Source organism: Arthrobacter sp., from assembly GCF_048266065.1.
GTDB lineage: Bacteria > Actinomycetota > Actinomycetes > Actinomycetales > Micrococcaceae > Arthrobacter_H.
In genome coordinates this window covers 180,425-203,802 of record NZ_JBLXAH010000005.1, presented here as the reverse complement: position 1 = coordinate 203,802, position 23,378 = coordinate 180,425, and the positions used below count along the sequence as shown (strand labels likewise).

Annotated in this window: 21 protein-coding genes and 2 tRNA genes; 11 read left to right on the top strand and 12 right to left on the bottom strand. The window is 66.2% G+C overall.

The window, feature by feature from the left end:
• Positions 1–13 precede the first annotated feature (13 nt).
• The 6 genes from ACN0TP_RS10165 to ACN0TP_RS10140 all read left to right on the top strand — a co-directional run bounded on the left by ACN0TP_RS10165 (position 14) and on the right by ACN0TP_RS10140 (position 6,403).
• Positions 14–1,429, top strand: a complete 1,416-nt coding sequence (locus ACN0TP_RS10165) for a TRAP transporter large permease (RefSeq protein ID WP_417218725.1) — start codon at positions 14–16, stop codon at positions 1,427–1,429.
• Between the two features lie 60 nt (positions 1,430–1,489).
• On the top strand, positions 1,490–2,629 hold the full coding sequence (dctP, locus tag ACN0TP_RS10160) for a TRAP transporter substrate-binding protein DctP (RefSeq protein WP_417218724.1): 1,140 nt from the start codon (positions 1,490–1,492) through the stop codon (positions 2,627–2,629).
• 77 nt (positions 2,630–2,706) lie between these two features.
• Positions 2,707–3,036 carry an EthD family reductase gene (locus ACN0TP_RS10155; RefSeq protein ID WP_417218723.1) on the top strand — a complete coding sequence of 110 codons (330 nt, stop codon included), beginning with the start codon at positions 2,707–2,709 and terminating at the stop codon, positions 3,034–3,036.
• A 174-nt stretch (positions 3,037–3,210) separates the two neighbouring features.
• Entirely contained in the window at positions 3,211–4,632 is a 1,422-nt protein-coding gene (locus ACN0TP_RS10150) for an aldehyde dehydrogenase family protein (RefSeq protein ID WP_417218722.1), read from the top strand.
• Between the two features lie 338 nt (positions 4,633–4,970).
• Positions 4,971–5,216 carry a hypothetical protein gene (locus tag ACN0TP_RS10145; RefSeq protein ID WP_417218721.1) on the top strand — a complete coding sequence of 82 codons (246 nt, stop codon included), beginning with the start codon at positions 4,971–4,973 and terminating at the stop codon, positions 5,214–5,216.
• A gap of 32 nt (positions 5,217–5,248) precedes the next feature.
• The gene (locus ACN0TP_RS10140; RefSeq protein WP_417218720.1) at positions 5,249–6,403 is read left to right on the top strand and encodes a sensor histidine kinase; all 1,155 of its coding nucleotides are present in this window, start codon (positions 5,249–5,251) and stop codon (positions 6,401–6,403) included.
• An 80-nt stretch (positions 6,404–6,483) separates the two neighbouring features.
• Here ACN0TP_RS10140 and ACN0TP_RS10135 read toward each other — a convergent pair whose 3' ends face one another.
• A complete protein-coding gene (locus ACN0TP_RS10135; protein ID WP_417218719.1) occupies positions 6,484–7,203 on the bottom strand; it encodes a response regulator in 720 nt (239 codons plus the stop codon).
• A 245-nt stretch (positions 7,204–7,448) separates the two neighbouring features.
• Here ACN0TP_RS10135 and ACN0TP_RS10130 point away from each other — a divergent pair, with 245 nt between their 5' ends.
• Both ACN0TP_RS10130 and ACN0TP_RS10125 read left to right on the top strand, forming a co-directional pair.
• Positions 7,449–7,805: an SPW repeat domain-containing protein gene (locus tag ACN0TP_RS10130; protein ID WP_417218718.1), complete on the top strand. Its 357-nt coding sequence runs from the start codon at positions 7,449–7,451 to the stop codon at positions 7,803–7,805.
• Positions 7,806–7,958: 153 nt separating this feature from the next.
• Positions 7,959–9,233: a hypothetical protein gene (locus ACN0TP_RS10125; protein WP_417218717.1), complete on the top strand. Its 1,275-nt coding sequence runs from the start codon at positions 7,959–7,961 to the stop codon at positions 9,231–9,233.
• A 51-nt stretch (positions 9,234–9,284) separates the two neighbouring features.
• Here the strand turns inward: ACN0TP_RS10125 and abc-f are convergent, their stop codons facing one another.
• The 5 genes from abc-f to ACN0TP_RS10100 all read right to left on the bottom strand — a co-directional run bounded on the left by abc-f (position 9,285) and on the right by ACN0TP_RS10100 (position 14,891).
• Entirely contained in the window at positions 9,285–10,931 is a 1,647-nt protein-coding gene (gene abc-f, locus ACN0TP_RS10120; protein WP_417218716.1) for a ribosomal protection-like ABC-F family protein, read from the bottom strand.
• A 77-nt stretch (positions 10,932–11,008) separates the two neighbouring features.
• A complete protein-coding gene (locus tag ACN0TP_RS10115; RefSeq protein ID WP_417218715.1) occupies positions 11,009–11,464 on the bottom strand; it encodes a MarR family winged helix-turn-helix transcriptional regulator in 456 nt (151 codons plus the stop codon).
• Positions 11,457–12,602 carry an LLM class flavin-dependent oxidoreductase gene (locus ACN0TP_RS10110; protein ID WP_417218714.1) on the bottom strand — a complete coding sequence of 382 codons (1,146 nt, stop codon included), beginning with the start codon at positions 12,600–12,602 and terminating at the stop codon, positions 11,457–11,459. The genes ACN0TP_RS10115 and ACN0TP_RS10110 overlap by 8 nt, the downstream gene beginning before the upstream one ends.
• A 136-nt stretch (positions 12,603–12,738) precedes the next feature.
• Positions 12,739–13,434, bottom strand: coding sequence for a response regulator (locus ACN0TP_RS10105; RefSeq protein ID WP_417218713.1), 696 nt, complete (start codon positions 13,432–13,434; stop codon positions 12,739–12,741).
• Positions 13,431–14,891 carry a sensor histidine kinase gene (locus ACN0TP_RS10100; protein ID WP_417218712.1) on the bottom strand — a complete coding sequence of 487 codons (1,461 nt, stop codon included), beginning with the start codon at positions 14,889–14,891 and terminating at the stop codon, positions 13,431–13,433. Before ACN0TP_RS10100 ends, ACN0TP_RS10105 begins: the two co-directional genes overlap by 4 nt.
• 145 nt (positions 14,892–15,036) lie before the next feature.
• Here ACN0TP_RS10100 and ACN0TP_RS10095 point away from each other — a divergent pair, with 145 nt between their 5' ends.
• Positions 15,037–15,996 carry an ABC transporter ATP-binding protein gene (locus tag ACN0TP_RS10095; RefSeq protein ID WP_417218711.1) on the top strand — a complete coding sequence of 320 codons (960 nt, stop codon included), beginning with the start codon at positions 15,037–15,039 and terminating at the stop codon, positions 15,994–15,996.
• Positions 15,993–16,787: an ABC transporter permease gene (locus ACN0TP_RS10090; protein WP_417218710.1), complete on the top strand. Its 795-nt coding sequence runs from the start codon at positions 15,993–15,995 to the stop codon at positions 16,785–16,787. The genes ACN0TP_RS10095 and ACN0TP_RS10090 overlap by 4 nt, the downstream gene beginning before the upstream one ends.
• Before the next feature lie 92 nt (positions 16,788–16,879).
• On the opposite strand, the gene ACN0TP_RS10085 is transcribed toward ACN0TP_RS10090, so the two are convergent.
• From ACN0TP_RS10085 to ACN0TP_RS10065, 5 genes are all read right to left on the bottom strand, one after another.
• Positions 16,880–18,373 (bottom strand): malate:quinone oxidoreductase, encoded by a 1,494-nt coding sequence (locus tag ACN0TP_RS10085; protein ID WP_417218709.1) that lies wholly within the window; start codon positions 18,371–18,373, stop codon positions 16,880–16,882.
• A 78-nt stretch (positions 18,374–18,451) separates the two neighbouring features.
• Complete coding sequence (locus ACN0TP_RS10080; RefSeq protein ID WP_417218708.1) at positions 18,452–20,323, bottom strand: ABC transporter substrate-binding protein; 1,872 nt, start codon at positions 20,321–20,323, stop codon at positions 18,452–18,454.
• Positions 20,324–20,429: 106 nt separating this feature from the next.
• Positions 20,430–20,514: transfer RNA gene (locus ACN0TP_RS10075), tRNA-Leu, on the bottom strand.
• A 79-nt stretch (positions 20,515–20,593) separates the two neighbouring features.
• Positions 20,594–21,079, bottom strand: a complete 486-nt coding sequence (gene bcp / locus ACN0TP_RS10070) for a thioredoxin-dependent thiol peroxidase (protein WP_417218707.1) — start codon at positions 21,077–21,079, stop codon at positions 20,594–20,596.
• A gap of 67 nt (positions 21,080–21,146) precedes the next feature.
• Positions 21,147–21,219: transfer RNA gene (locus ACN0TP_RS10065), tRNA-Lys, on the bottom strand.
• Between the two features lie 174 nt (positions 21,220–21,393).
• On the opposite strand from ACN0TP_RS10065, the gene ACN0TP_RS10060 reads away from it, so the two are divergent.
• The gene (locus ACN0TP_RS10060) at positions 21,394–22,344 is read left to right on the top strand and encodes a 2-hydroxyacid dehydrogenase (protein ID WP_417218706.1); all 951 of its coding nucleotides are present in this window, start codon (positions 21,394–21,396) and stop codon (positions 22,342–22,344) included.
• Between the two features lie 52 nt (positions 22,345–22,396).
• Here the strand turns inward: ACN0TP_RS10060 and ACN0TP_RS10055 are convergent, their stop codons facing one another.
• Positions 22,397–23,314 carry a PKD domain-containing protein gene (locus tag ACN0TP_RS10055; RefSeq protein ID WP_417218705.1) on the bottom strand — a complete coding sequence of 306 codons (918 nt, stop codon included), beginning with the start codon at positions 23,312–23,314 and terminating at the stop codon, positions 22,397–22,399.
• Positions 23,315–23,378 lie beyond the last annotated feature (64 nt).

Sequence of the window (23,378 nt, the reverse complement as noted above, 5' to 3'; positions counted from 1 at the left end):
AGTTACAGGTGTAGTGCTCATTTCCCTCGCGGTGATGATCCTGCTATTGATGACGAAGACCCCGGTTTCGCTGGCGTTGGGCATCACCGGCGTCCTGGGACTCAGCTTGCTCAAGGGCTTCGGGCATGCAACGCACGTTTTGGGTTCAACACCCTTTTCGCAGGTTTCCAGCTATTCGCTGACCATCGTCCCGATGTTCATCCTGATGGGCATGTTTGCCGTGCGAGCGAAGATCGCCGAGCATGTGTTCGCGATCGCCAACCGCTTCGTCTCCAAGGCTCCTGGTGGGCTGGGCGTGGCCACCATCATGGCTTGTGCCGGTTTCTCGGCGGTATCCGGTTCGAGTATCGGTACTGCGGCGACGATGTCGAAACTTTCCGTGGCGGAAATGCGGGCCAATGGCTATCCCGCCAGTCTTGCCACAGCTCTTGTCGCCGTGGCCGGAACCCTCGGGGCAATGATTCCCCCCAGCACATTCTTGGTTCTCTACGCCATCATGGCCAACGTTTCCGTTTCGCAGATGCTGGCCGCCGGCATCCTTCCGGGACTCCTCTCCGCAGCTGCGTACATCGGCTACATCATGCTCGTGGGAAGCAAGAAGATCGGAAAATCGACCGACAAGGACGACCTCGAAGTAGCGGTAGGGCAGGCCTACCGCCAAGCAGTGGAGGCCGCTCGCGGTCCCCGTACCCCCGTTACGACGCTGGAGCGTGTGGAGGAAAGTGAAAGCCAGACCAACGACGACAACAAGCGAGCAGAGAATCTGCCGTGGCGAGGCCTAGTCCGAATTGGTCTTCTGTTCGCGATCGTCCTCGGCGGGATGTACTCCGGCGTTTTCACGTCCACGGAATCGGCGGCAATGGGCGCCCTCGTCGCCCTGGTCATGCTCATTCTCGAAAATCGTCACCAAGGGCTCAGAAGCATCCTGTGGCACTTCAAGGGGGCACTGCAGGACACGGGGTCAACCACGGCCATGGTGTTCTTGATCATCGTCGGGTCAGCACTACTCTCGGCCTTCTTCATCTCTGCCAAGGTGCCCGACGCGATCACCGCAAGTGTCTCGGCTATTGGGTTGCCACCCATGCTGACGATGGCGTTGTTGCTGGTATGTCTGATCCCGCTGGGCATGGTCCTGGAATCACTTTCGATTCTGGTGATCAGCGTGCCGATCCTCTTGCCCATTGCACTCGAATTTGGGCTGGATCCGATATGGCTCGGCATCATCATCGTGAAATTGATTGAGATCGGCATGGTGACGCCGCCGGTGGGCATCAACTGCTTCGTAGTCACCGGATCCACGGGAGTACGAACGGAAACCGTCTTCAAGGGCGTCCTGCCGTTCTTCACGGTCGACCTGCTGGTCACCGCACTGCTGTTCCTCGTTCCCAGCATCACGCTTTTCCTACCATCCCTGGTCAACAACGCTTAGGGCCGACTGGCCCGGAAGCAACTCCACATAGATCGTATTCACCCCGAAAGGATGAACACCATGTTCACCAGCACGAAAAAGACGCAACCGGGTCGCTCCGCCGCCGCGGTCACGACCATCGCAGCACTCACGTTGGCGCTCTCGGCCTGCGGCGGCGTCGTCAACGACGCCTCGGCGGGCGGGGAAACGACAACGCTGACGGTGGCCACGGCTGCGGCAATCGGAACTCCCAACGCCGCGGTCCAAGACTGGTATCTCGACAGGGTCGAGGAGAAGTCGGAAGGGACGATCAAGTTCGACAGGACCGCTCCCGAATCCCTGTGCAAGGCCGCCGAAGTCGTGGAATGCGTGCGCGATGGACGAGCCGACCTGGGCGTGACAGTCCCGGACTACACCCCCCAATACTTCGCAACTCTCAGTGTTTCAGGAATCCCCTTCGTGGGACAGAATTCACAGGCAATCACGCAGGCGCTCTACGACATCCACACCGAGTACGAGCCTGCGGTGACCGCCCTCGAAGGCCACGGGCTCCACTACGTTTCCGCCTGGCCCGTGGGAAGGTTCCTCTTCGGTTCAAAGCAGCCCATCGACAACGTCGAGGATATTGCCGGCCTGCAAACACGCGCTTCCGGTCCGGTGATCCAGGAAATGCTGACTAAGGCCGGCGCCAACATTGCCGCCATCACCGCCAGCGAAACGTACGAAGCAGCCGAGCGCGGCGTTGTGACAACCGTCGGTGGTGCCATGGACTTCGCCGTCAACTACAAGTTGATGGAATTGCTGCCCTACTGGTCCGACCCGGGAATCGGCCAATACTCCACCTTCGGCATGTGGTTCTCCAAAGAGGCCTACGACGGGTTGGACGACAAAGCGAAGGCCGTTGTCGATGAAGTGACGGAAGAACTGAACGCCGGCGCGGGCGTCCAAGCGTTCAATGAAGTTGCGGCCGGGCAATGCGAGCAGTTGGCCGCCGCCAGCACCGTCAAGACGGTCGAACAGTGGGACCCGAAGGCAACACAAGACTGGCAAGAGCGCATCGGCAACGACGCAGAAGCGGCATGGCTCAAGGTCGCGAATGGTTTCAATCTGGAGAACCCGGAAGCACTCCTGCAGGAATACAAGACCGGGCTGGAGAACCACGCCGATGCCCAATACGAGGACGCCACAGCCAACTGCGTTGCCAACTTCACCAAGAAGTAGCGGCGCAACCCGCCACGACGTCCCACCCGTGCCCCTCGCGATACTTCCGAACCACACCGACTTGAGGAGATGCCCCCATGCACAAACTATTGGTCCTGTACCCGCACCCCGCGGATCCGGAACACTTCGAAACCTACTACCGCGCGAAACACCTGCCACTCGCCAGCCGGATCCCAGGAGTAATGGCTGCCCGCTACAGCTTGCAAGTCACGTCAGAGACAGGCCAGAGTCCGTACTTCGCCGTATTCGAAGCCGATTTTGTTGATGCACAGTCCATGCAGGCGGCGATGGCTTCGGAATGGGGGCTCCGGGTCGTCGCTGATGTCCCCAACTACGCCAGCTCCGGGGCAGTCGTCCTCGATTTCGCGGTCGAGCCGCTGGCTCTGGAAGAGCAACCTGACGAATAGGCGCGCACCAAGTTGCCGTGGCACTGGCTGCGACGGCGACGACGTTCGAGACCGGTGACGCGGGAATCCCGGATACCACCGGATGAAGTGGAAGCCTCCCGACTGGATATCCGGCGCATCCGGATTCGAACGGAAAACCGCAGTCAAGAATGATCAAGGACCGAAGGAGAACCAATGAGTACCGAAGTCGCCCAGAACACGCTGTCCAGCCTGCTTGAGGCCGTACAACCGCCCAACGGCGGTCGCAACATCCATGACCCCGCGACTGGAGAACTCGTGGCGAGGGCTCCCGAGCATGGAACCGAGGAGCTCGACGCGGCGGTGGCCGCCGCGAGGGCCGCACAAGCGGCATGGGCAGCAAGAAGCCACGGGGAACGCAGCGAATTCTTGAACCGCGCTGCGGATGCGATCGAAGCATCGGCCGAAGCCCTGGCCGAACTGCTCTCGAGAGAGCAGGGAAAGCCGCTGAACGGACCCAACGCGCGCTTCGAAGTCGGTGCATGTGCATCGTGGCTGCGCGCAACTGCCGCCTTGGACCTGCAGCCCGAGGTTCTCGTCGACGACGCCACCTCGCACGCGGAGTTGCACTACCGACCTCTCGGTGTCATTGGTGCGATTGGGCCTTGGAACTGGCCCATGATGATCTCCGTCTGGCAACTCGCCCCCTCACTTCGCATGGGTAACACCGTGGTCATGAAGCCGTCGGAATACACACCCCTCAGCGTCCTCGCCCTTGCCGCCGTCATCAACACCGAACTCCCCGACGGTGTCCTCACGGTGGTCTCAGGTGGACGGGAGGTGGGCGAACGGCTCGCCGCGCACCCCGGCATCGACAAGGTCATGTTCACCGGTTCAACGGCCACCGGAAAAGCCATCATCCGTTCCTCGGCGGATACCGTGAAACGACTGACTCTGGAACTGGGCGGGAATGATGCCGGCATCGTCCTTGAGGACGCGGACCCCCGGGCCATCGCCGAGGACCTTTTTTGGGGCGCCTTCATCAACACCGGCCAGACCTGTGCCGCGCTCAAGCGGCTCTACGTTCCCGAAAGCATCTATGACGAAGTCTGCGATGCGCTTGTCGAAGTTGCACGGTTAATGCCCATGGGGAATGGGTTAGATGAGAACAACGTGCTTGGTCCACTGCAGAATAAGGCGCAATTCGACATAGTCGCCCGGCTTGTTGATGAGGCGAGAGCTGCTGGTGCCCGGGTACTGATCGGAGGCAATCCAGTTGATGACCAGCCAGGCTACTTCTACCCGACGACGCTCGTGGCCGATATCGCCAACGACAATTCCCTGGTTGTGGAGGAACAATTCGGTCCCGCACTTCCGATCATCCGCTATTCGACTCTGGATGATGCGATCGCCATGGCCAACGGGCTCGACGTCGGACTCGGCGCATCCGTCTGGTCTTCTGACCCGGCACGGGCACGGCAGGTAGCCGCCCGGATCCAAGCTGGCAGCGTGTGGATCAACAAGCATGGGGCCATAGACCCTCGGGTTCCCTTTGGTGGTACGAAACAGTCCGGATACGGCCTCGAATTCGGAGTTGATGGCCTCAAAGCCCTGGGGGCACCCCAGGTAATCAGCTGATGCGCACGCGGAGCGTCGTACGGCAGCCGTCGCACGCATAAGGGTTCTCCGCGGGGTCGAGGCCAACGATCGCAGGGGGCACGGCGTCTCTTGTTGCTGCCATCATTGCCGGACGCGGGCGCCGGAAGGTCCGCCGCATCGCGGCACTGAAACCAGGAGGATGACAACATGAGCGGCTGCTGGCAGCGGTGCTGGCAGTCAGTTGCCGCCGCCGCCCGCCCGGCGTAGGTTGAAAGAAGCGGCGGTTCCCCGGGGGAGGGACGGGGGTCCGCCGCGACCACGCACGACGGGACAGGCCCCCTATCGCCACCCGTCCCGCACGATCGATGGGAGCAGACATGGCACGCAGGACACTTACCTCCGAACGGCACGCACCACGGGAGCACAAGGACCACACCGGTGTCGGCTGGTTCACCCTCGGCATCGTCATCGCGGTGATCTACGCGCTGTTCGCCCTGCTCGGCCAGCACCCCACGCTGGGAGACACCCACAGCCCACTCTGGCTGGGCGTGATCGTCGGCCTGGTGATGGCGCTCTTCGGTTTCATCGGGATGACCAAGCGCCGCCACCCCGGCCACCTCTGAGCCCCATCCGGGCATGAACCGCGACGGCTGCCGTGGCCGGGGAGACTGACCTCGGCCGCTGGCTGCGCGCCTGCGCGGAGGTCGGCCGGCTGCTCGGGGACACCGAACCCGACGGCGAGGACTACGACAGCATCGCCAACCAGGCACTCGAGGCAGCCGGTGCGTCCCTCGCCCTGGTCCTGTTACCCGTGGGGGAGCAGCACCACCGCATCGCCGGGGCCTCCGGAAAAGCCGCCTCCCTGCTGCGCGGCCAGGTGTTCGCCACGCCGCCCACCCTCGGCGCCGACCCCGCCGGGACTGGTGAACCTGCACCGGTGGGCGTCCGCGCCGGCCACCACATCGCCGAGGCCCTGGAAGCGGCCGGGGAGACGGCCCTGACATCGCGTCCCGGGCTGGTGGACTGGCTGGCCCGGGCCCAGCTCCTGGTCGCCGGGCTCGGCCAGGATACCGGACGGGATCGCTTCCTGGTCCTGGCGCGCCCCCCGGACGCTGCGGGCTTCGCCGACGTTGACCTCCAACTTGCCGGACTGCTCGCAGCCCAGGTGGAACAGGCGATCGGCCGCGCCCACATCCGGCAGCTGCACGAACAGCTGGCCGTCTTCGCCGAACGCGACCGCATCGCCCGCGACCTGCACGACATCGTCATCCAGCGGCTCTTCGCCGCCGGACTGGGCGTGCGGGCCCTAGCAGGCCACCTCGAGGACGCGGCCAGCCGCGCCCGGGCCGAGGAGATCACCGGCGAACTCGACGCCACCATCGGCGAACTGCGCGACACGATCTACGCACTGCGCCACAGCGTGGGCGAACGTGAACAACTGGGCACCGCCATCGTCCGCGCGGTCCGGGCCGCCTGCGAGCCCCTGCCGTTCACCCCGCGACTGCGCCTGGGCGGACCGCTGGACGCCATCGAGGACGAACGCACGACCGCAAACCTGCTGGCCGTGATCACCGAGGCGCTGAGCAACGCGGTCCGCCACGCCCACGCCACCCGGATCAGCATCTCCGTCACCGTGGACGAGGACGAATTGCGCCTGCGGGTCAAGGACAACGGGCACGGATTCTCCGGGCCGACCCTGCGCAGCGGCCTGGCGAACATGGACCGGCGCGCCGCCGAACTGGGCGGCACCTGCCATGTGGGCAGCAACCGGCGCGGCACGCGCGTGCAGTGGACCGTCCCCGTCCGGTGACGGCCCCGCCATGGTGACGAACCTGCACCGGTAACAAAACGGCACTGGTGACAAACCGGCCCGGTGGGGAACAGCGGAACTCAGGTGCCGCCGTCGTTCTCGGTCCCGGGGCGGGAGATGTAGACCGCTGCTTGGGTGCGGCGTTCGAAGCCGAGCTTGGCCAGCACCGAGGAGACGTAGTTCTTCACGGTCTTCTCGGCGAGGTGCAGCCGCGTGCCGATCTGCCGGTTGCTCAGGCCCTCGCCGAGCAGTGCGAGCACGCGGCGTTCCTGCACCGTCAGCGCCGAGAGCCGCGGATCGGTGCGTTGCGGGTTTGCCAGGCCGTGCAGGATGCCGGCCTTCAGGCCCGGGGTGAACAGGGATTCGCCGCGGGCCGCCCGACGCAGCGCCTCGAGCAGTTCGGAGCCCTTGATCTGCTTGAGGACGTAGCCCAGCGCGCCGGCCAGGACCGCACCGCGCACGGCGGCCTCGTCGTCGTAGCTGGTGAGGATGAGGCAGTTCAGCGACGGGTCCACCTGGCGCACGTCGCGGCACACCTCGATCCCGGTCCCGTCGGGCAGGCGGGCATCGAGCACTGCGACGTCCGGGCGCAGCGCCGGGATCCGGCGGCGTGCCTCCCGGGCGGTGCCGGAGTCCCCGATGACGTCGAATCCCTCGCCCTCGAGCAGTTCGCGCAGCCCGCGCCGGACCAGTTCGTGGTCGTCGACGATGTACACGCTGATCGGCGCCTCCCGTGCGGCGTCCGCATCACCGGGCCCGGGCGTCGGGGCCTCCTGGGCCGGAGGTCCACTCGTGTTCATGCCCCCAGCATGGACCCGTTCCACCGGACCGGCAAGGGACCTTCGACCCGGTGTGGACGGCCATACAGAGGCCCCGCAGTTTAAGGGCCCGGCAGTCGGACCCGCCAATCCAGTGCCCCGGCAGACTGGCGGCCGCGGCGGTGGGACTTTCGGCCCTAGTGGCACCGCTGGCGCAGGTGCACCCTGAAGTCAGGGTGATCCGCGGAGACACCGTGGAAACCCCAGAAGACAAGAGGAGAAGTGCCATGAAGAAATGGACTCGCTGGCAGGACTGGGTGGCAGTGGTCGCCGGTCTGTATGTCGCGCTCTCCACGAGCTGGACCGAGCCCGCGGGAGCATCGATGTCGCTGATGATCGTGGGAGGCATCCTGCTGGTCGTCGTCGGCCTGGTCAACCTGTCGATGCCGGGCATGCCCGCCGCCGAATGGGTGCAGGCCCTGATCGCCCTGCTGGTGGTCGCAGCCCCCTGGATGGGCAGCTACTACGACACCATGGGCGTGGCCTGGAGCAGCTGGATCCCGGGCATCGTCGCCCTGGTGGTCACCGCGCTGGCCATCAAGCCGAGCACCGTGGAGCACCACCACCATCAAGTAGCGCACTGACCGGTTCCAACCGGTACGACGCCGGAGCACGCCACCTCTCGCGGGTGGCTGGCTTCGGCGTTTCGCCGCCCCGGAAGCGCAGGCAGCCGGCGAAGTGGGACACTGGCGTTCGACGCCCCACCGGGCGATGCCCACCCTTCCCAGGAGTCGACGTTGGATGCAGATGACCGAGATGACGGAGATGACCGCGATATCGAGCTGATCAGCGACGGTGATGGGCTGGCGGTCATCGGGGACCCTGCGGCCGTCGACCGGTTCCTGACCGCCGAAGGACTGGCCTCGAGGGACCTGGGGCTGCACCGCCTCAAACCCGCACTCCGCACCGGGACGGGCATCGCGCAGGCTGGCGTGGACGTGGCTTCGCAGTCCGGCCGCTGGGTGAAGCTGACCAGGAAGTCCGCCGAGCAGATGAAGGCCTACGGGCTGATGAAGGGCTCCAACTCCACGGTCAGCCGCGCCATCGTGACCGATCAGGGCAAGATCAAGGGGATCGTGGAATTTGCCCGGCGGCCGGGGTCCATGGTCGCCAATCCGGCGTTGCTGGCCGGCGCCGCGGGGATCATGGCACAACTGGCCATGCAACAGTCGATGGACGAGATCACCAACTATCTCGCAGCCATCGACGAGAAGGTCGACGACATCCTTCGGGCCCAGCAGGACGCCGTCCTGGCCGACATGATCGGGGTGGGAGCCGCCATCGAGGAGGCCCTGGTGGTGCGTGGCCAAGTGGGCGGCGTTTCGGAAGTCACCTGGTCCAAGGTGCAGGCAACGTCCACGACTATCCTGCGAACCCAGGCCTACGCCTTGCGGCAACTTGAGTCCCTGGCGGAGAAGGTGCAGCGCAAGACGTCGATGGGGGATCTGGCGAAGGCGACGCGGTTGGTTGAATCGCCTGTGCGGGAATGGCTGGCGGTTCTGGCCCGCTGCTTCCAGCTGCAGGACGCGCTGACGATTCTGGAACTGGACCGGGTGCTGGCAGTGGCCCCGGACGAAGTGGAGGAGCACCGCGTCGGGTTGCAAGCTGCACGTCGGAATCGGCTTGCCCTCATGTCACGCGGCACCGAAAGCTTGTTGGCACGGATGGAGAAAGCCATCGGCACGGCCAATGAGAAGGTGCTGCTGCATCCGAGGTCGTCACGAGCCGTGGTTGATTCCAGCAACCACGTGGTGGCGGATGTCGTTGAATTCCACGAGGGGCTAGGCATCGAGCGGGACCAAGGGGCCCTACCGGCGCGCGGATGGACGAACGCCCTGGCGGAGGTCAGGGACCGGGCGCTCGAAACGGGGGCGGATGGCATGGACGCGGCCCGGCAGATCGGGAGCGAGGCCCTAGGCCGTGCCAAATCGGTAACCAGCAAGGTGTCCACCAGGTGGGGTGCCGGATCGCTGCGTCACGGCAAGCCCGAGGAACCCGACGCCGACGACTGAACCGTGCCTGCGGGGCCTTCTGCCCAGCCGCAGGGCGTGGCCGGGACCCGGCTACCGCACCACGTCGACGGCGATCCGTCCGGCGTCCACGCTCCAGCGCTGGTCCAGCCGCACGTTTCCCAACAGCCGCCGGTCGTGCGTGACCAGCAGCAGGGCGCCCGTGTAGGACTCCAGCGCCTCCTCGAGCTGTTCGATCGCGGTGAGGTCCAGGTGGTTGGTCGGTTCGTCGAGGACCAGCAGGTTCACCCCGCGGGCCTGCAGCAACGCCAACGACGCCCGTGTGCGTTCACCGGGGGAGAGTTCCCCGACCCGGCTCGCCGTCTGGTCCGCCTTCAGCCCGAACTTCGCCAACAAGGTGCGCACCTCGCCGGAGGCCATCTCCGGGACCACCGCCTCGAACGCGTCACCCAGCGGCGCGTCGGCAGCCAGCTGGCCGCGGGCCTGGTCGATCTCGCCGATCGCCACGCTGGCACCGAGCGACGCCGAGCCTTCATCCGGGGCCGTCCGGCCCAGCAACAGCCGCAGCAGCGTGGACTTGCCCGCCCCGTTGGGCCCGGTGATCCCGATCCTGTCCCCGGCATTGACCTGCACCGACACCGGCCCCAGCGTGAAGGACCCCTGCCGCAGCACCGCCTCGTTCAGCGTCGCCACCACCGAGGAGGACCGCGGCGCCGAGCCGATGGAGAACTGCAGCACCCACTCCTTGCGCGGCTCCTCGACCTCATCCAGCCGGGCGATCCGCGACTCCATCTGCCGGACCTTCTGCGCCTGCTTCTCCGAGGATTCGGTGCTGGCCTTGCGCCGGATCTTGTCGTTGTCGGGGGCCTTCTTCATCGCATTGCGCACGCCCTGGGAGGACCATTCGCGCTGCGTTCTGGCGCGCGAGACCAGGTCGGCCTTCTGCTCGGCGAACTCGTCATAGGCTTCCCGGGCATGCCGCCGCGCCACCTCGCGCTCGGCCAAATAGGCGTCGTACCCGCCGTCGTACACCGCCACCTTCTTCTGCGGCAGGTCCAGCTCTACGATCCGCGTCACGCAGCGCGCCAGGAACTCCCGGTCATGGGACACCAGCACGACGCCGGTGCGCAGCCCCCGCACGAAGCTCTCCAAGCGCTCCAATCCGGCCAGGTCCAGGTCGTTCGTGGGTTCGTCGAGCAGCACCAGGTCGAATCGGCTCAGCAGCAGCGCGGCCAACGCCACCCGGGCCGCCTGCCCGCCGGAGAGCGCAGTCATCTCGGTGTCGGCGTCCAGCTGAAGCCCCAGTTCGGCCAGCACCCCTGGGGCCCGGTCCTCCAGGTCGGCGGCGCCGGAGGCCATCCAGTGCTCGAATGCGTCGGCGTAGGCATCATCGGCGCCCGGTGCCCCGGAGCCCAGTGCCTCCGCGGTGGACTCCATGGCGGCCGTTGCCGCGGCGCAGCCGGTGCGCCGGGCCAGGTAGCCAGTGATCGTCTCGCCCGGGATGCGCTCGTGCTCCTGCGGCAGCCACCCGATGAAGGCGCCCTGCGGCGAGGCGGAGACGGTTCCGGCCTGCGGGGTATCGATCCCGGCGAGCAGCCTGAGCAGCGTGGACTTCCCGGCCCCGTTGACGCCAACGACGCCGACCACGTCGCCCGGGGCGACGGTGAAACTCAGATGCGAAAACAAGGTGCGGTGGGCATGGCCTCCGGAGAGGTCCTTGGCCACGAGGTGGGCGCTCATCCCCCTATTCTAGGGACGCCAGCGGACCGCCCCGCACCGCGGGTGGATGGCACGGGGCGGTCGGGGGAACGCTGGCGTCAGTCCCGGGCCTGCACCGCGGCACCGAGCTTGCGGGTGAGCCGGGTGAGTTCGGCGAACTCCTCGGCGTCGAGCCCGGAGCCGAGCAGTTCGTGGATGTGGCGCACGTGCTCGCGGCCGATCTGGCGCTGGATCGACCGTCCCTCATCGGTCAGCGTCAGCAGCACCGCGCGCTGGTCCGCCGGGTCACCGCACCGGCTGACGAAGCCCTTGGCCTCCAACCGGTCCACCATGCGGCTCAGGCTCGGCTGGCTCAGCAGCACGTTCTCGTTCAGGGCGCCCAGGCGGATGCCCCCGATCGGGCATTTGCCCAGCGTGACCAGCACGTCGTATTCGCGCATGGTCAGCTTCTTGAACGCCGGATGGCGTTGCAGACGGCGCATGATCGTCACCTGGGCGTTGAACAGCGCCTCCCAGGCCTGCGTCGTCTCACGCAGCGAGGCGGGCTTAGGCATGGGACACCTCGTCGGCCTGCACGGGAACCGGAACCTCGTTGCGGGCGGTGGCCGGTTTGATGCCCGCCCGGCGGGCGGCGACCAGATTGGCGTGGGTTGGCGGTTCGGGGTGATCGGCCGGCTTGCGCTTGGCGTATTCGGCCCGCAGTTCGGGCAGGACCAGCTCGCCGAACATGTCCAGCTGGTTCAGCACGGTCTTCAGCGGCAGGCCCGCGTGGTCGACCAGGAACAGCTGGCGGTGGTAATCGCCGAAGAACTCCTGGAACGTGAGCGTCTTCTCGATCATCTCCTGCGGGCTGCCCACGGTCAGCGGGGTCTGTGAGGTGAAGTCCTCCATCGACGGACCATGGCCGTAGACGGGCGCGTTGTCGAAGTAGGGGCGGAACTCTTTGACCGCGTCCTGGGAGTTCTTGGCCAGGTAGAACTGGCCGCCGAGTCCGACGTACGCCTGGTCGGCGCGGCCGTGCCCGTAGTGCTCGAAGCGCTGGCGGTAGAGGTTGATCAGCTGCTGGTAGTGCTCCTTGGGCCAGAAGATGTTGTTGGCGAAGAACCCGTCACCGTAGTAGGCGGCGATCTCGGCCACCTGTGGGGTGCGGATGGAGCCGTGCCAGACGAACGGTGCCACGTCGTCGAGCGGGCGCGGGGTGGAGGTGAAGTTCTGCAGCGGCGTGCGGTGCTTGCCCTGCCAGTTCACGGTGTCCTCGTCCCAGAGGCGGCGCAGCAGGTTGTAGTTCTCGATGGTCAGTTCCACCGAGTCCTGCTGGTTCTTGCCGAACCAGGGGTAGACCGGAGCGGTGTTGCCGCGTCCGAGCACCAGGTCGGCGCGTCCGTCGGAGACGTGCTGGAGCATCGCGAAGTCCTCGGCGATCTTCACCGGGTCGTTCGTGGTGATCAACGTGGTCGCCGTCGAGAGGGTGATGCGCTCGGTCTGGGCGGCGATGTAGGCCAGCGTGGTCGTGGGGGAGGAGGAGAAGAAGGGCCGGTTGTGGTGCTCGCCGATGGCGAAGACGTCCATGCCGATCTCTTCGACCTTCTTCGCGATCGCGATTTCCGCCTTGATGCGCTCGTTCTCGCTGGGGGTATGCCCGGTGGTGGGGTCGGTGGTGATGTCACTGACCGAAAAGACGCCGATTTCCATGTGATGCTCCTTCGTTCTCCTGGCTCCCAGTATGCCAGAGTTTATATGCATTTGCATATAAGAGCGTTGCGGGGGGTGGTAATCATTCCCGGGCTACGGCGTGTGGTCCCTCACGTTCGCCGGGCGGGAAGCTGACCTACGTCACGATGCCCGCCTGGTAGGCGGTGATCGCCGCCTCCACGCGGTTCCGGGCCCCCAGCTTGGCGAGCACGGAACTGACATGGCCCTTGACCGTCCCCTCGGTCAGGTACAGTCGGGCGCCGATCTCAGCATTGGAACATCCCGCCCCGAGTAGTTCCAGCACATCCCGCTCACGGCCTGTCAGCCGCCCCACGGCGGTCGCCGCCTCGGTGGGGATGGTGGTCTGGCCCGCGCGCAAGCGGTTCACGACCCGACGGGCCACCGCCGGGGACAGGAAGGCCGCCCCGGAGGCCACGGCACGCACCCCGGAGATGAGCTCGTGCGGGTCGGAGGCCTTGAGCAGGAAGCCTCCGGCGCCGATCCCGAGCGCCTCGTCGATGTACCCGTCCTCGCCGAAGGTGGTCAGCATGATGATCTTGGTCTCCGGAGCCCGGCGCACCACTTCCCGGGCCGCACCCAAACCGTCGAGCAGTGGCATGCGGATGTCCAGCAGCACGACGGCGGGGCGGAACCGGGTGACCGCGTCGACGGCTTCCCGGCCGTTGGCTGCCTCCGCCACCACGTCGATCTCCGGATCTGCTCCCAGGATGGCCCGGACTCCGGCACGCACGAGGGGCTCGTCGTCCGCCAGCACCACGGAGATCCGTAGGGGATCGGTGTCGGTGCCCTGGGTGCCACCTGGCATGTTCATGATCCCTTCGTCGAGGTGAGCCGGTCCTTGGAGACGAGCACGTCGCCCCGGAAACAGAGACGGAACATGTCCGAGCCGAGATCGAAAACGTTGGCCCGCGCCGCGAAGTACTCACAGCGGGTTCCCGTGGGAGCGGCCGGCTCGCCGAGCATGGGCGAAGCCTGGTGGATGCTGCTGGGCGGCAGCATCGCTTCGAGCTGCCCGCGAGTCTGGCCCGGTTCGATTGCGGCATAGTCGGCGGGTGGGAGTGCGGTCATCCGGACCGTCACCAACTGGAGGACCAGCATGACCAGCGCCAACAACACGGCCAAGGCGATCGGGAGGGCGGCGCTGCGCCATTGGAGGGAACGCGCCGAACGCCGGGCTTCCTGCAGGTCCGCCACCGGTATCTCGGCATCGCGGTTCACGGAGCCAGGCGAGGGCCGGAGACCCGCGTGCGGTTGGGCCCCCGGAGACGCAACTGCATCGCCGACGGTGGCCGCACGGGGCAGGCGGGCTATAACGGCAAAGCCACCGGACTCCGGTCCTGCCTCGAAGGTCCCGCCGAGAACGGACAGCCGTTCGTCCAGACCGGTGAGGCCCTGGCCCGCCTGGCCGTCCCGACGCTGCCCGGCACCGGCGCTGGGCGACGCGGGGGCGTTGCGCACCGATACCGTGACCGGATCGGACGACTCGTCGTAGCGCACGTCCACGGCACTACCGGCGGCGTACTTGGCGGCATTGGTCAAGGCCTCCTGCACGACCCGGTAGGCCGCCTGCCGGGCCAGGGGGCTCGGCTCGGTGATCCCCGGTGGCGGTGGCGTCCGGTCCAGTCGGATGGTCGCCCCGGCACGCCGGGCCCGCTCGATGAGTTCCTCGACGGACTCGTCGGCCGGTTGCCGCGCCGCGGCGGTTCCTTCCTCGCGCAGGACCGACACGATGTCATGCAGCCGTTCGATCGCCGCCGCTGTCTGTTCGCGCACGGCTGCGGCCGTCTGCCGTTGCTGCTCCGTCGCCCCCTCCGCGACCTGCAGCGCCCCGCTGCCCAGTGCGATCAGGGCCAGGTCATGGCCGAGCTGGTCATGCATGTCCTCGGCGATGCGGGCACGCTCCCGCAGCCGGGCATGGTCGGCGATGAGCTGCCGCTCGTGGGCAGCCCGTTCGGCACGAAGCCTGCGGTATCGGCCCCACCACCACGGCAACACGCACACGAAGAAGACCAGGAGGACGGTCGTGAGCCACAGTGACAGTGCGTTGCCCGGGGCCATGAAGAACGACAGCAGCAGATCGAGTCCGGCACCGACGCCGAAGGCGATGAGCGCCAACGGCAGCGAAGCCATCCTGCGGCCGGCCAGGTGGGCGCCGATCACGGCCAGCACCCCCAGGACGAAGCCGGCCATCCCCTCGGCTACACCGGTGGCCACCGTCGCCACGACGAGGACGACGGCCCAGCTGAGGTCATTCCACCGGCGCTTCATGAATGTCCATGCTACCGAGCAGACGGCTGGCGGACACCTGACGAAAGTCAGGGGTGGTCCCGCGGGATCACCGACGATCGGCGGATGTGCGCGGCGCCCGGCCTCCGTAGCGTTGAAGACAACAACGGCAGAAGGAGCATCGACCATGATCGTCCTGGACGGACTCACCAAGCAATTCGGCGACAAACGTGCGGTCGACGGCCTCTCGGTCATGATCCGACCCGGTCTGGTCACCGGGTTCCTGGGGCCCAACGGAGCCGGGAAAACGAGCACCATGCGGATGGTGCTCGGGCTCGACCAACCCACCGCCGGCACGGCCCACATCGGCGGACAGCCCTACGCGGACCTGGCTATGCCCCTACGGACCGTGGGGGCCCTGCTCGATCCGCGCACCGGCATGCCGGGCCAGCGGGCCAGGAGCCACCTGCTCGGCATGGCCCGCAGCAACGGCATCGCCTCCCGCCGGGTGGACGAGGTCCTCGCGGAAGTGGGGTTGGCCGAGATGGGCGGTCGGCGCATCGGGACATTCTCGCTGGGTATGCGCCAGCGGCTGGGGATCGCCGCGGCCCTCCTGGGCGAGCCGGAGGTCCTGCTCTTCGACGAACCGGTCAACGGACTGGACCCCGATGGCGTGGCCTGGATCCGGAAGCTCATGCGTTCCCAGGCCGCCGAGGGGCGGACGGTCTTCGTTTCCAGCCACCTGATGAGCGAAATGCAGTCGACGGCGGACCACCTCATCGTCATCGGACGGGGGCAGCTGATCGCCGACGATTCCATCGACAACGTCATCTCGGGCAGTGCGCTGAACTCCATCACCGTTCGCAGCCCGCAGGCCGGCGCACTGCGCTCGGCCCTGGCGGCGGCCGGCCTGACGGTACATCCGACCGGGGACGGCGATCGAGCCGGCTACGGGCCGGATGCAACGCCATCCCTTGCGGTCACGGACGGAACGCTGGAACAGGTCGGGGCCATTGCCTTCGCCCACGGGCTGCAACTGAACGAGTTGTCCGTCAAGCGCGCATCGCTCGAGCAGGCCTACGAGGAACTGACAGGTTCCAGCGTCGAATACAGCTCGGCGACCCCTTCGAAAGGAAACCCCTCATGAGTGCCACCGCCACCAACCGCGCAGCACGTCGTTCCCCCGCCGTCGGATGGGGCCACGCAGTGGCCTTCGAATGGACCAAGCTCGCCAGTGTGCGCTCCACCTGGATCAGCCTGGCGCTGGCCGTGGTCGCCACCGTCGGCTTTTCGTGGCTCATCGGGGCGTCGGCCAAGGCGAGCGGCGACAACGGGTACGACACCTTCATGCCGGCCCCGGAGATCGCGTTCTCCTCCCTGCAGGTCTCCCAACTTCTCCTGGTCGTGGTGGCCGCGCTGTGCATCACCGCGGAGTATGCCTCGGGGACCATCACGACGTCGTTGCAGGCGGTTCCGGTGCGCGGTCGCCTGCTGGGGGCCAAGGCGATCGTCCTGGCGGGTCTTGGCGGCATCTCGGGTGTCGTCCTCGTCGCTTTAGGCACTGCGGTGGCCGGCCCCAGCGCAGCGGAGTTCGGGACATTCGCGGCCGGCGAAGTCGTTGCCGCTGCAGCGGGATCCGCCTACTATCTGGCCATTTTGATGGTGATGATGCTGGGCATTGGTACCCTGCTGCGCAGCTCCGCCGGCACCATCACGACGGCCTTCATTCTGCTCTTCGCGCTCCCGCAGGTCCTGCCACTGTTCAGCCTGGCGTGGCTCCAGGACGTCATCGACTACCTGCCGACGAACGCGGCACTCGTGCTGGCCAGTTCGGACTCCGGCCCCTACGGGCAGGGAGTCGCCGTGCTGGTGCTCGCTGCCTGGGCAGCCGGCTGCCTGGCTGCCGGATACGTGGCCCTGACCCGGCGGGACGCCTGAGCACGCAGACAAGGAGAGGGCGGTTTCCCGACCGGATCAGTCGGGGAACCACCCTCTCGTTGGCGTTCCGGGCCCCAGCGGGGGCGGATGGGTTACTTCAGGCCGAGCGCCTGGTTCGTCGCCTGCGTGACCTCGGCCAGCAGGTCGGGGTTCTCGTTGAGCTTGGTTCCGAAGCTCGGGACGATCTCTGTCAGCTTGGACTCCCACCCGGCGAAGTTCTGCGGGAAGCAGCGGCGCAGCACCTCGATCATGATCGGTGCGGCGGTCGAGGCGCCCGGGGAGGCTCCGAGCAGGCCGGAAATGGAACCGTCGGCGCTGGTGATGACCTCGGTGCCGAACTGCAGGACGCCGCCGCGCTTCTTGTCCTTCTTGATGACCTGGACACGCTGTCCGGCCGTGATGAGCTCGAAGTCGGCACCGTTGGCGTTCGGATAGTAGTCGCGCATCGCGGCGTTCTTGGCTTCGCGGGACTTCAACACCTCGGTGACCAGGTACTTGACCAGGCCCAGGTTGTCCTTCGCGACGGCGAGCATCGGGATGAGGTTGCCGGGGCGGACCGAGGCCACCAGGTCCAGGTAGGAACCGGACTTCAGGAACTTCGGGGAGAAGCCGCCGTACGGGCCGAACATCAGGGAGCGCTTGCCGTTGACGAAGCGGGTGTCCAGGTGCGGGACCGACATGGGCGGGGCGCCGACCGAGGCCTGGCCGTAGACCTTGGCATGGTGGCGGGCGATGACGTCCTCGTTGGTGCTGCGCAGGAACTGGCCGGAGACGGGAAAGCCGCCGAAGCCCTTGGCCTCGGGGATGCCTGCCGCCTGCAGCAGGTGCAGGGCGCCGCCGCCGGCGCCGACGAAGACGAACTTCGCGTTGACGGTGCGCTTGTCGCCGGTGGCGTTGTTCTTCACCGTGAGCGTCCAGCCGGTGCCGTTGCGATCCAGCCCGGTGACCTTGTGGCCGAAGTTCAACTCGACGCCGTCCTCGCCCAGGTTGCTGGTCAGCTGGCGGGTCAGGGAGCCGAAGTCGACGTCGGTTCCGCCGACTACGCGGGAAGCCGCCACGCGCTGGCCGGGGTTGCGGCCCTCGGCGACCAGCGGGGCCCACTCGGCGATGGTGTCCAGATCCTCGGTGTGCTCCATGGTCTCGAACAGCGGCTGGGCGCGCAGCGACTCGAAGCGGGTCTTGAGGTAGTTGGCGTGGTCGTCGCCGATGACGAAGCTCATGTGCGGCAGCGGGTTGATGAACGAGCTGGGGTTGGTGATGCGCTTCTGGTTGACCAGGTGCGAGTAGAACTGGCGGGAGACCTGCCACTGTTCGTTGATGCCCACTGCCTTGGCCGGATCGACCTTGCCGTCCTTGCCCAGCGGCGAGTAGTTCAGCTCGCAGAGCGCCGAGTGGCCGGTTCCTGCGTTGTTCCAGGGATCGGAGGACTCGGTGCCGGCCTGGTCGAGGTTCTCGAACAGGGCGAGGGACCAGCCGGGTTCCAGTTCCTTGATGAGCGTGCCCAGCGTTGCACTCATGACCCCACCGCCGATCAGTGCGACATCGACGTTCGTTGAGGGGGTTTGGCTCGGCACAGGATTCTCCATCCGACGACTCTGGTGGCTTATGCCAAGGTTAGCGCGGTGGGTTCACCCCGATGAAATCAGCGGGGCCTCCCACGGGGCTCACGTGGCGAGAGTCACGCGGTCGAAGGGCTCGTCCAGGGTGGGGCTGGTGGGATAACGCAACACCGTTTCATTCGCGGCGACCGCAGAAATCGGATAAGCCAGCGGGAGGGCCGGTATGTCCTGGGTGAGTTGTTCACCGATCTCCTGGTAGGCGGTGGCCCGCGGGTCCCCGTTGGGCATGGACCGGGCGGCGACGATCTTGGCACGCAGCCCGGGGGACCGGTAGTTGAACTCCGCAGACGTGGTGCCGAAGAGGGTGCCGATGAAGTTGTCGGGGTCCCGGTAGCCGCCGTTCCAGCCCAGCAGGTGGAATCCGGGGATGCGTCCGTTCGTGACGCTGTCCAGGTACCCGTCCTCCCAGTCGATGGGGTGCGGTTCGATGTTGAAGCCGACGGCGGTGAGCTGGGCGCTGAGCATCGCGTAGATCTGCTCGGGCAAGGGCAGGTAGGCGCGATTGACGTTCAGCGGGTAGGAGAAGGGGATCGATTCGCCGGCGTAGGTGGAGTCCTTCAACAGCTCGGTGGCCTTGGCCGGGTCGTACCCGTAATAGGTCGGGCCGTCGGGCACGCCCAGGCTCGGCGGGACGAAGCTCTTGGCTTCCTTGGTTCCGGCGATGAAGTAGCTGTCGATGAGTTTCTGCCGGTCGATGGCGTGCGCCATGGCCCGGCGGATCGAGGCCTCCTTCAGCAGCGGGTTCGCCCGGTTCACGCCCAGGTACAGGATGGAGAAGGGATCCCGTTGCAGGACCTGCTGGCCCTGGCGGACCAGGTCGCGTAGTTCGCCGACGGTGACCATGTCGTAGGCGGCGATCGTGCCCCGGCGCAGGGCCAGCAGGCGTGAGGCCGGGTCCCGCAGGACATGGAAGCTGGCCTTGCCGATCTGGGTGCGGTGGCGCCAGTGGTCCGTGTTGGCCGCCAATTCGGACGATTCGCCGTCCCCGCGCAGATACGTGAAGGGCCCGGTGCCCACGGGGTGCTGGCCGAAGCGGGTGACGATCTGCCCGGCGTCGTCGCCGATGGCCTCGTCGGCCTTGTATTTGCGCAGGGCCGAGGGGGACGCGATGCCGAATCCCGGCAGCGTCAGGGCCTCGATCAACCCGGTGATCGGCTTCTTCAGGGTCAGCACGAAGGTCCGCCGGTCAGCGGCCCGGCAGGTCTGGTAGTAGCTGGCGCTGACGGTCTTGACCTTCTTGACCTTTTTGGAGGGTCCGAGGTCATCGCCGGCATCCGCCGTCGTTCCCTGGTCCTTGGTGCCGGAATCCGCGGCTTCGGATGCGGTGGCCGACTTCGTGTCCGGGGCGGCGGCATCGTCGTCGGCGGGACGCACCTCGTGGTGGTGGAACACGGACTCGAAGGCCTGGCCCGGCTGCCCGCCCAGGCCGTCGGGCAGGTTCGCCCAGCGCTTGAAGTTGAAGACGACGGCCGCGGCGTTGAATTCCGTCCCGTCGTGGAAGGTGACGCCGTCGCGCAGGGTGAAGGTGTAGGTCAGCCCGTCGTCGCTGACGTTCCAGGCGGTGGCCAGGCCGGGGGCGGGGGCTCCGGTGTCGGGGTCCACGCCCACGAGCGATTCGAAGACCTGCCGGGTGATGCGGAAGGACTCGTTGTCCGCGGCCAGGGCCGGATCCAGTGTTGCCGGCGAGGCGGGGGTCCCGAAACGGAACTCGAGGTTCTTCACGATGGTCGCCGACGGTGCCGCGCTGGTGGGCATCTGATCGGGAGTCGTCGCCTTGGTGCAACCGGCCAGGCCGGCGACCGCCAGGGAACCGAGGCCCAGCACCGTCCGCCGCGAGGGCCGCCGGCCGCCGTCGGCACCGGGCCGGCTCGACGGCCCGCGCCCTGCCGGGTCCTGGGGGAAGTCGGTTGACTCCACGCTCGTTTGCTCCTTGCCTGCGGGGTTGCCGCGGGATCGTGCGGGTCGGAACGGTTTCATGCCATGCGCTGACCGGCGGGATCCGTCGTCTGAATACCCCATCACCTGGTGCGAGCGGGGGGACTTGAACCCCCACGTCCGAAGACACTGGAACCTAAATCCAGCGCGTCTACCAATTCCGCCACGCTCGCCTGCTCCTTCCGCTCGCGGAAGGCCTCAACCAGTGTAGCGGAACGGCTTGCACGGCCCGTGGAACAGGCCGCCAGGTTGCTACGCGGCGTCGAGGCCCAGATCGCGGCGCAGTTTCGCCACATGGCCGGTGGCGCGCACGTTGTACTGGGCCAGCTCCACGGTGCCGTCCTCGCCCACCACGATCGTGGAGCGGATCAGGCCCTCATAGGTGCGCCCGTAGTTCTTCTTTTCGCCCCACGCCCCGTAGGCGGCGGCCACCGCATGGTCCTCGTCGGCGAGCAGCGGGAACGTCAGCGCTTCCTTGTCGGTGAACTTGGCCAGCTTCGCCGGGGCGTCGGGGGAGAGGCCCAGCACCTGGTACCCGGCGGCCGTCAGGGAATCCAGCGAATCGCGGAAGTCGCAGGCCTGCTTGGTGCAGCCCGGGGTCATGGCGGCGGGGTAGAAGTAGACGACGACCTTGCGGCCGGCGTAATCGGAGAGCGAGACGCTGCTGCCGTCCGCGGCGGTGAGGGTGAAGGCGGGAGCGGTGTCGCCGACGGCGAGTCGCTGGGCAGTGGTGGTCATAGCTTCCTCCAGATGTGCAGGATATACAGAAGGAGGCCAGCCTCGCGGCCGGCCTCCTTCGCTGGTGTGCACCCCCCGGGACTTGAACCCGGAACCTACTGATTAAGAGTCAGTTGCTCTGCCAATTGAGCTAGAGGTGCATTGTTGTTTCCATTCGGTCCCTTGTCGAGACCGTGCTTTGCAACGACATGAAACATTACCAGCACTTTTCCGACCGCGCAAAACGAGATCGGGGAGTGCGGTTGACGTCACATTTCGGCTGTTTCACTGCCCGATTCGCCGGGTGTCCCGGACGGAATCCTAAGCTGGGGGCTATGGATCCCATCACCGCATTTACAGTTCCCGACCAGAGCCTTCTCGACGCCTGCTCGCCACTACCCGAGGGCGTGCGCTGCGGCATCTGGGACCTCGAAGGCGACCCGCAGGGGATCGACCTCGATCAGGTTGAAGCGGTGGTCCTGCCCTACGCCATGCACTCCCAGAGCCTGCTCCCCAACGTACGCCGGGCGCCGAACCTTCGGTTGGTGCACACCCAGTCAACGGGGTACGACGGCGTCCGCGAGCGGGTCGGCGACGACATCGCCATTGCCTCTGCCCACGGAGTACATGCCGCGGCCACCGCAGAACTCGCCGTCGGCCTCGCGCTCGGGGCCCTGCGTGGCATGGGCCAGGCCGCCCAGAACCAACTCACCGGCACCTGGGAGTCAAAGCGTTGGCCGGGGCTGGCCGATCGTCGTGTCGGATTGCTCGGTGTGGGCGGCATTGGCGAGGAAATCCGTCGCCGGTTGGATCCGTTCGAGATCGACCTGGTGCGCATCGGCACCCGCGCCCGTACCGATGAACACGGCGAGGTCCACGGCATGGACGAGCTGATGGATCTGGCACCGGGGCTCGAAGTGGTCATCGCCATCGTTCCGTTGAACGACTCGACGCGCCACATCATCGGCAAGGATTTCCTGGCGGCCCTTCCCGACGGCGCCGTCGTCGTCAACGTGGCCCGTGGCCCGGTCGTCGATACCGAGGCACTGACCGCCGAGGTCGAAACCGGCCGCCTGTACTGTGCACTGGACGTCACGGATCCGGAACCGTTGCCGAGTGACCACCCGCTGTGGAAGCTGCCCAATGCGCTCATCACCCCGCATGTCGGCGGAAACACCGAAGCCTTCCCACCCCGCATCGCCAAGCTCGTCCGCGAACAGTTCGCCACGATGGCCGCGGGGGAGAAGCCCAGGAACCTTGTCCATGAGGGAGAACGGCTGCTTTAGAGCAAGTTGCGCGGACGTTTTCCCGCAACGTCTTAGTTCGCGACGGCAATGGCTACTTCGAGTCCGCTCCGTCCTTGAGGAACGGCGAATCGCACGCAGGACCGTCGGGGTTCTCGGCGCAGTTCTGGTCGACCAGCAGTTTCTTGGTTCGCCACACGCTCATCGGCATCGGCTCGCTGGGGACATTCGCAGTTCCTGGGATGGGCGTCCAAGGACCTCCCTCGGTCGAATACTCGCCGCGGAACCTCGTTGTGAGACCGACGCTGAAATCACCAGTTTCTTTGTAAACATGGCTGGTTGGTGTCTCCTCCGAAAAGGAGTGTTCCGCAAGTGGGGCTCCCGGTTCTTTTAAGACGCGCGTGTTCCCGTCGCCATAGGACCACGCGTATGAAGTCGGAATTGCTCGTATTCGAACGCTTTGGTCATCCAAGGTGATATTGAAGTTTTGGTTCTTTGAGCTTGCATACATGTGGGCAAAACCATTGCGCAATGAAAAGCTGTGGGGTTGGCTCTCGATTTTTGAGGACAGTATTGGTAGTTGTCGGAATCGAGCTGGTGTCACCTTCGCTACATCGTCCTTGATCCCTGGGATAGCCATTTCAGGCTCTGAGTCGCAATATAGAACGGTGGATATGATCTGACCCTTTCTTGGGCCGTTCAACGCCAGCACAGTCCGGGACGTTGGGGCAAGGTCAGTCCCTGCGCATGGATCATCACTAAAAGCGATGCAATGGTTCAGACGCGCTTCCGCGGCAGAACATTGACGCTGGTAATCGACTTTGTATCGAAGTTTCGGGCCGAAACTTACGGTCTTGCTGCCCTTTTTTCCGTGAAATGAGACGTCCTCGTCAATCTTGTCTCCTTTTACGCAGCCGCTTTCACTGACAACAATCGAATCAGCCTCGGTTCCCATTTTGTGCGAGCAGAGTTCCTGCTTTTTTGCGGTTGCGCTTGGAGCAACTGAAGCCATGGCCATCAATATGACCGTGATGGAGAGGAGTAGGACGAAGGCACTCCGAAGTAGTCTGCACACT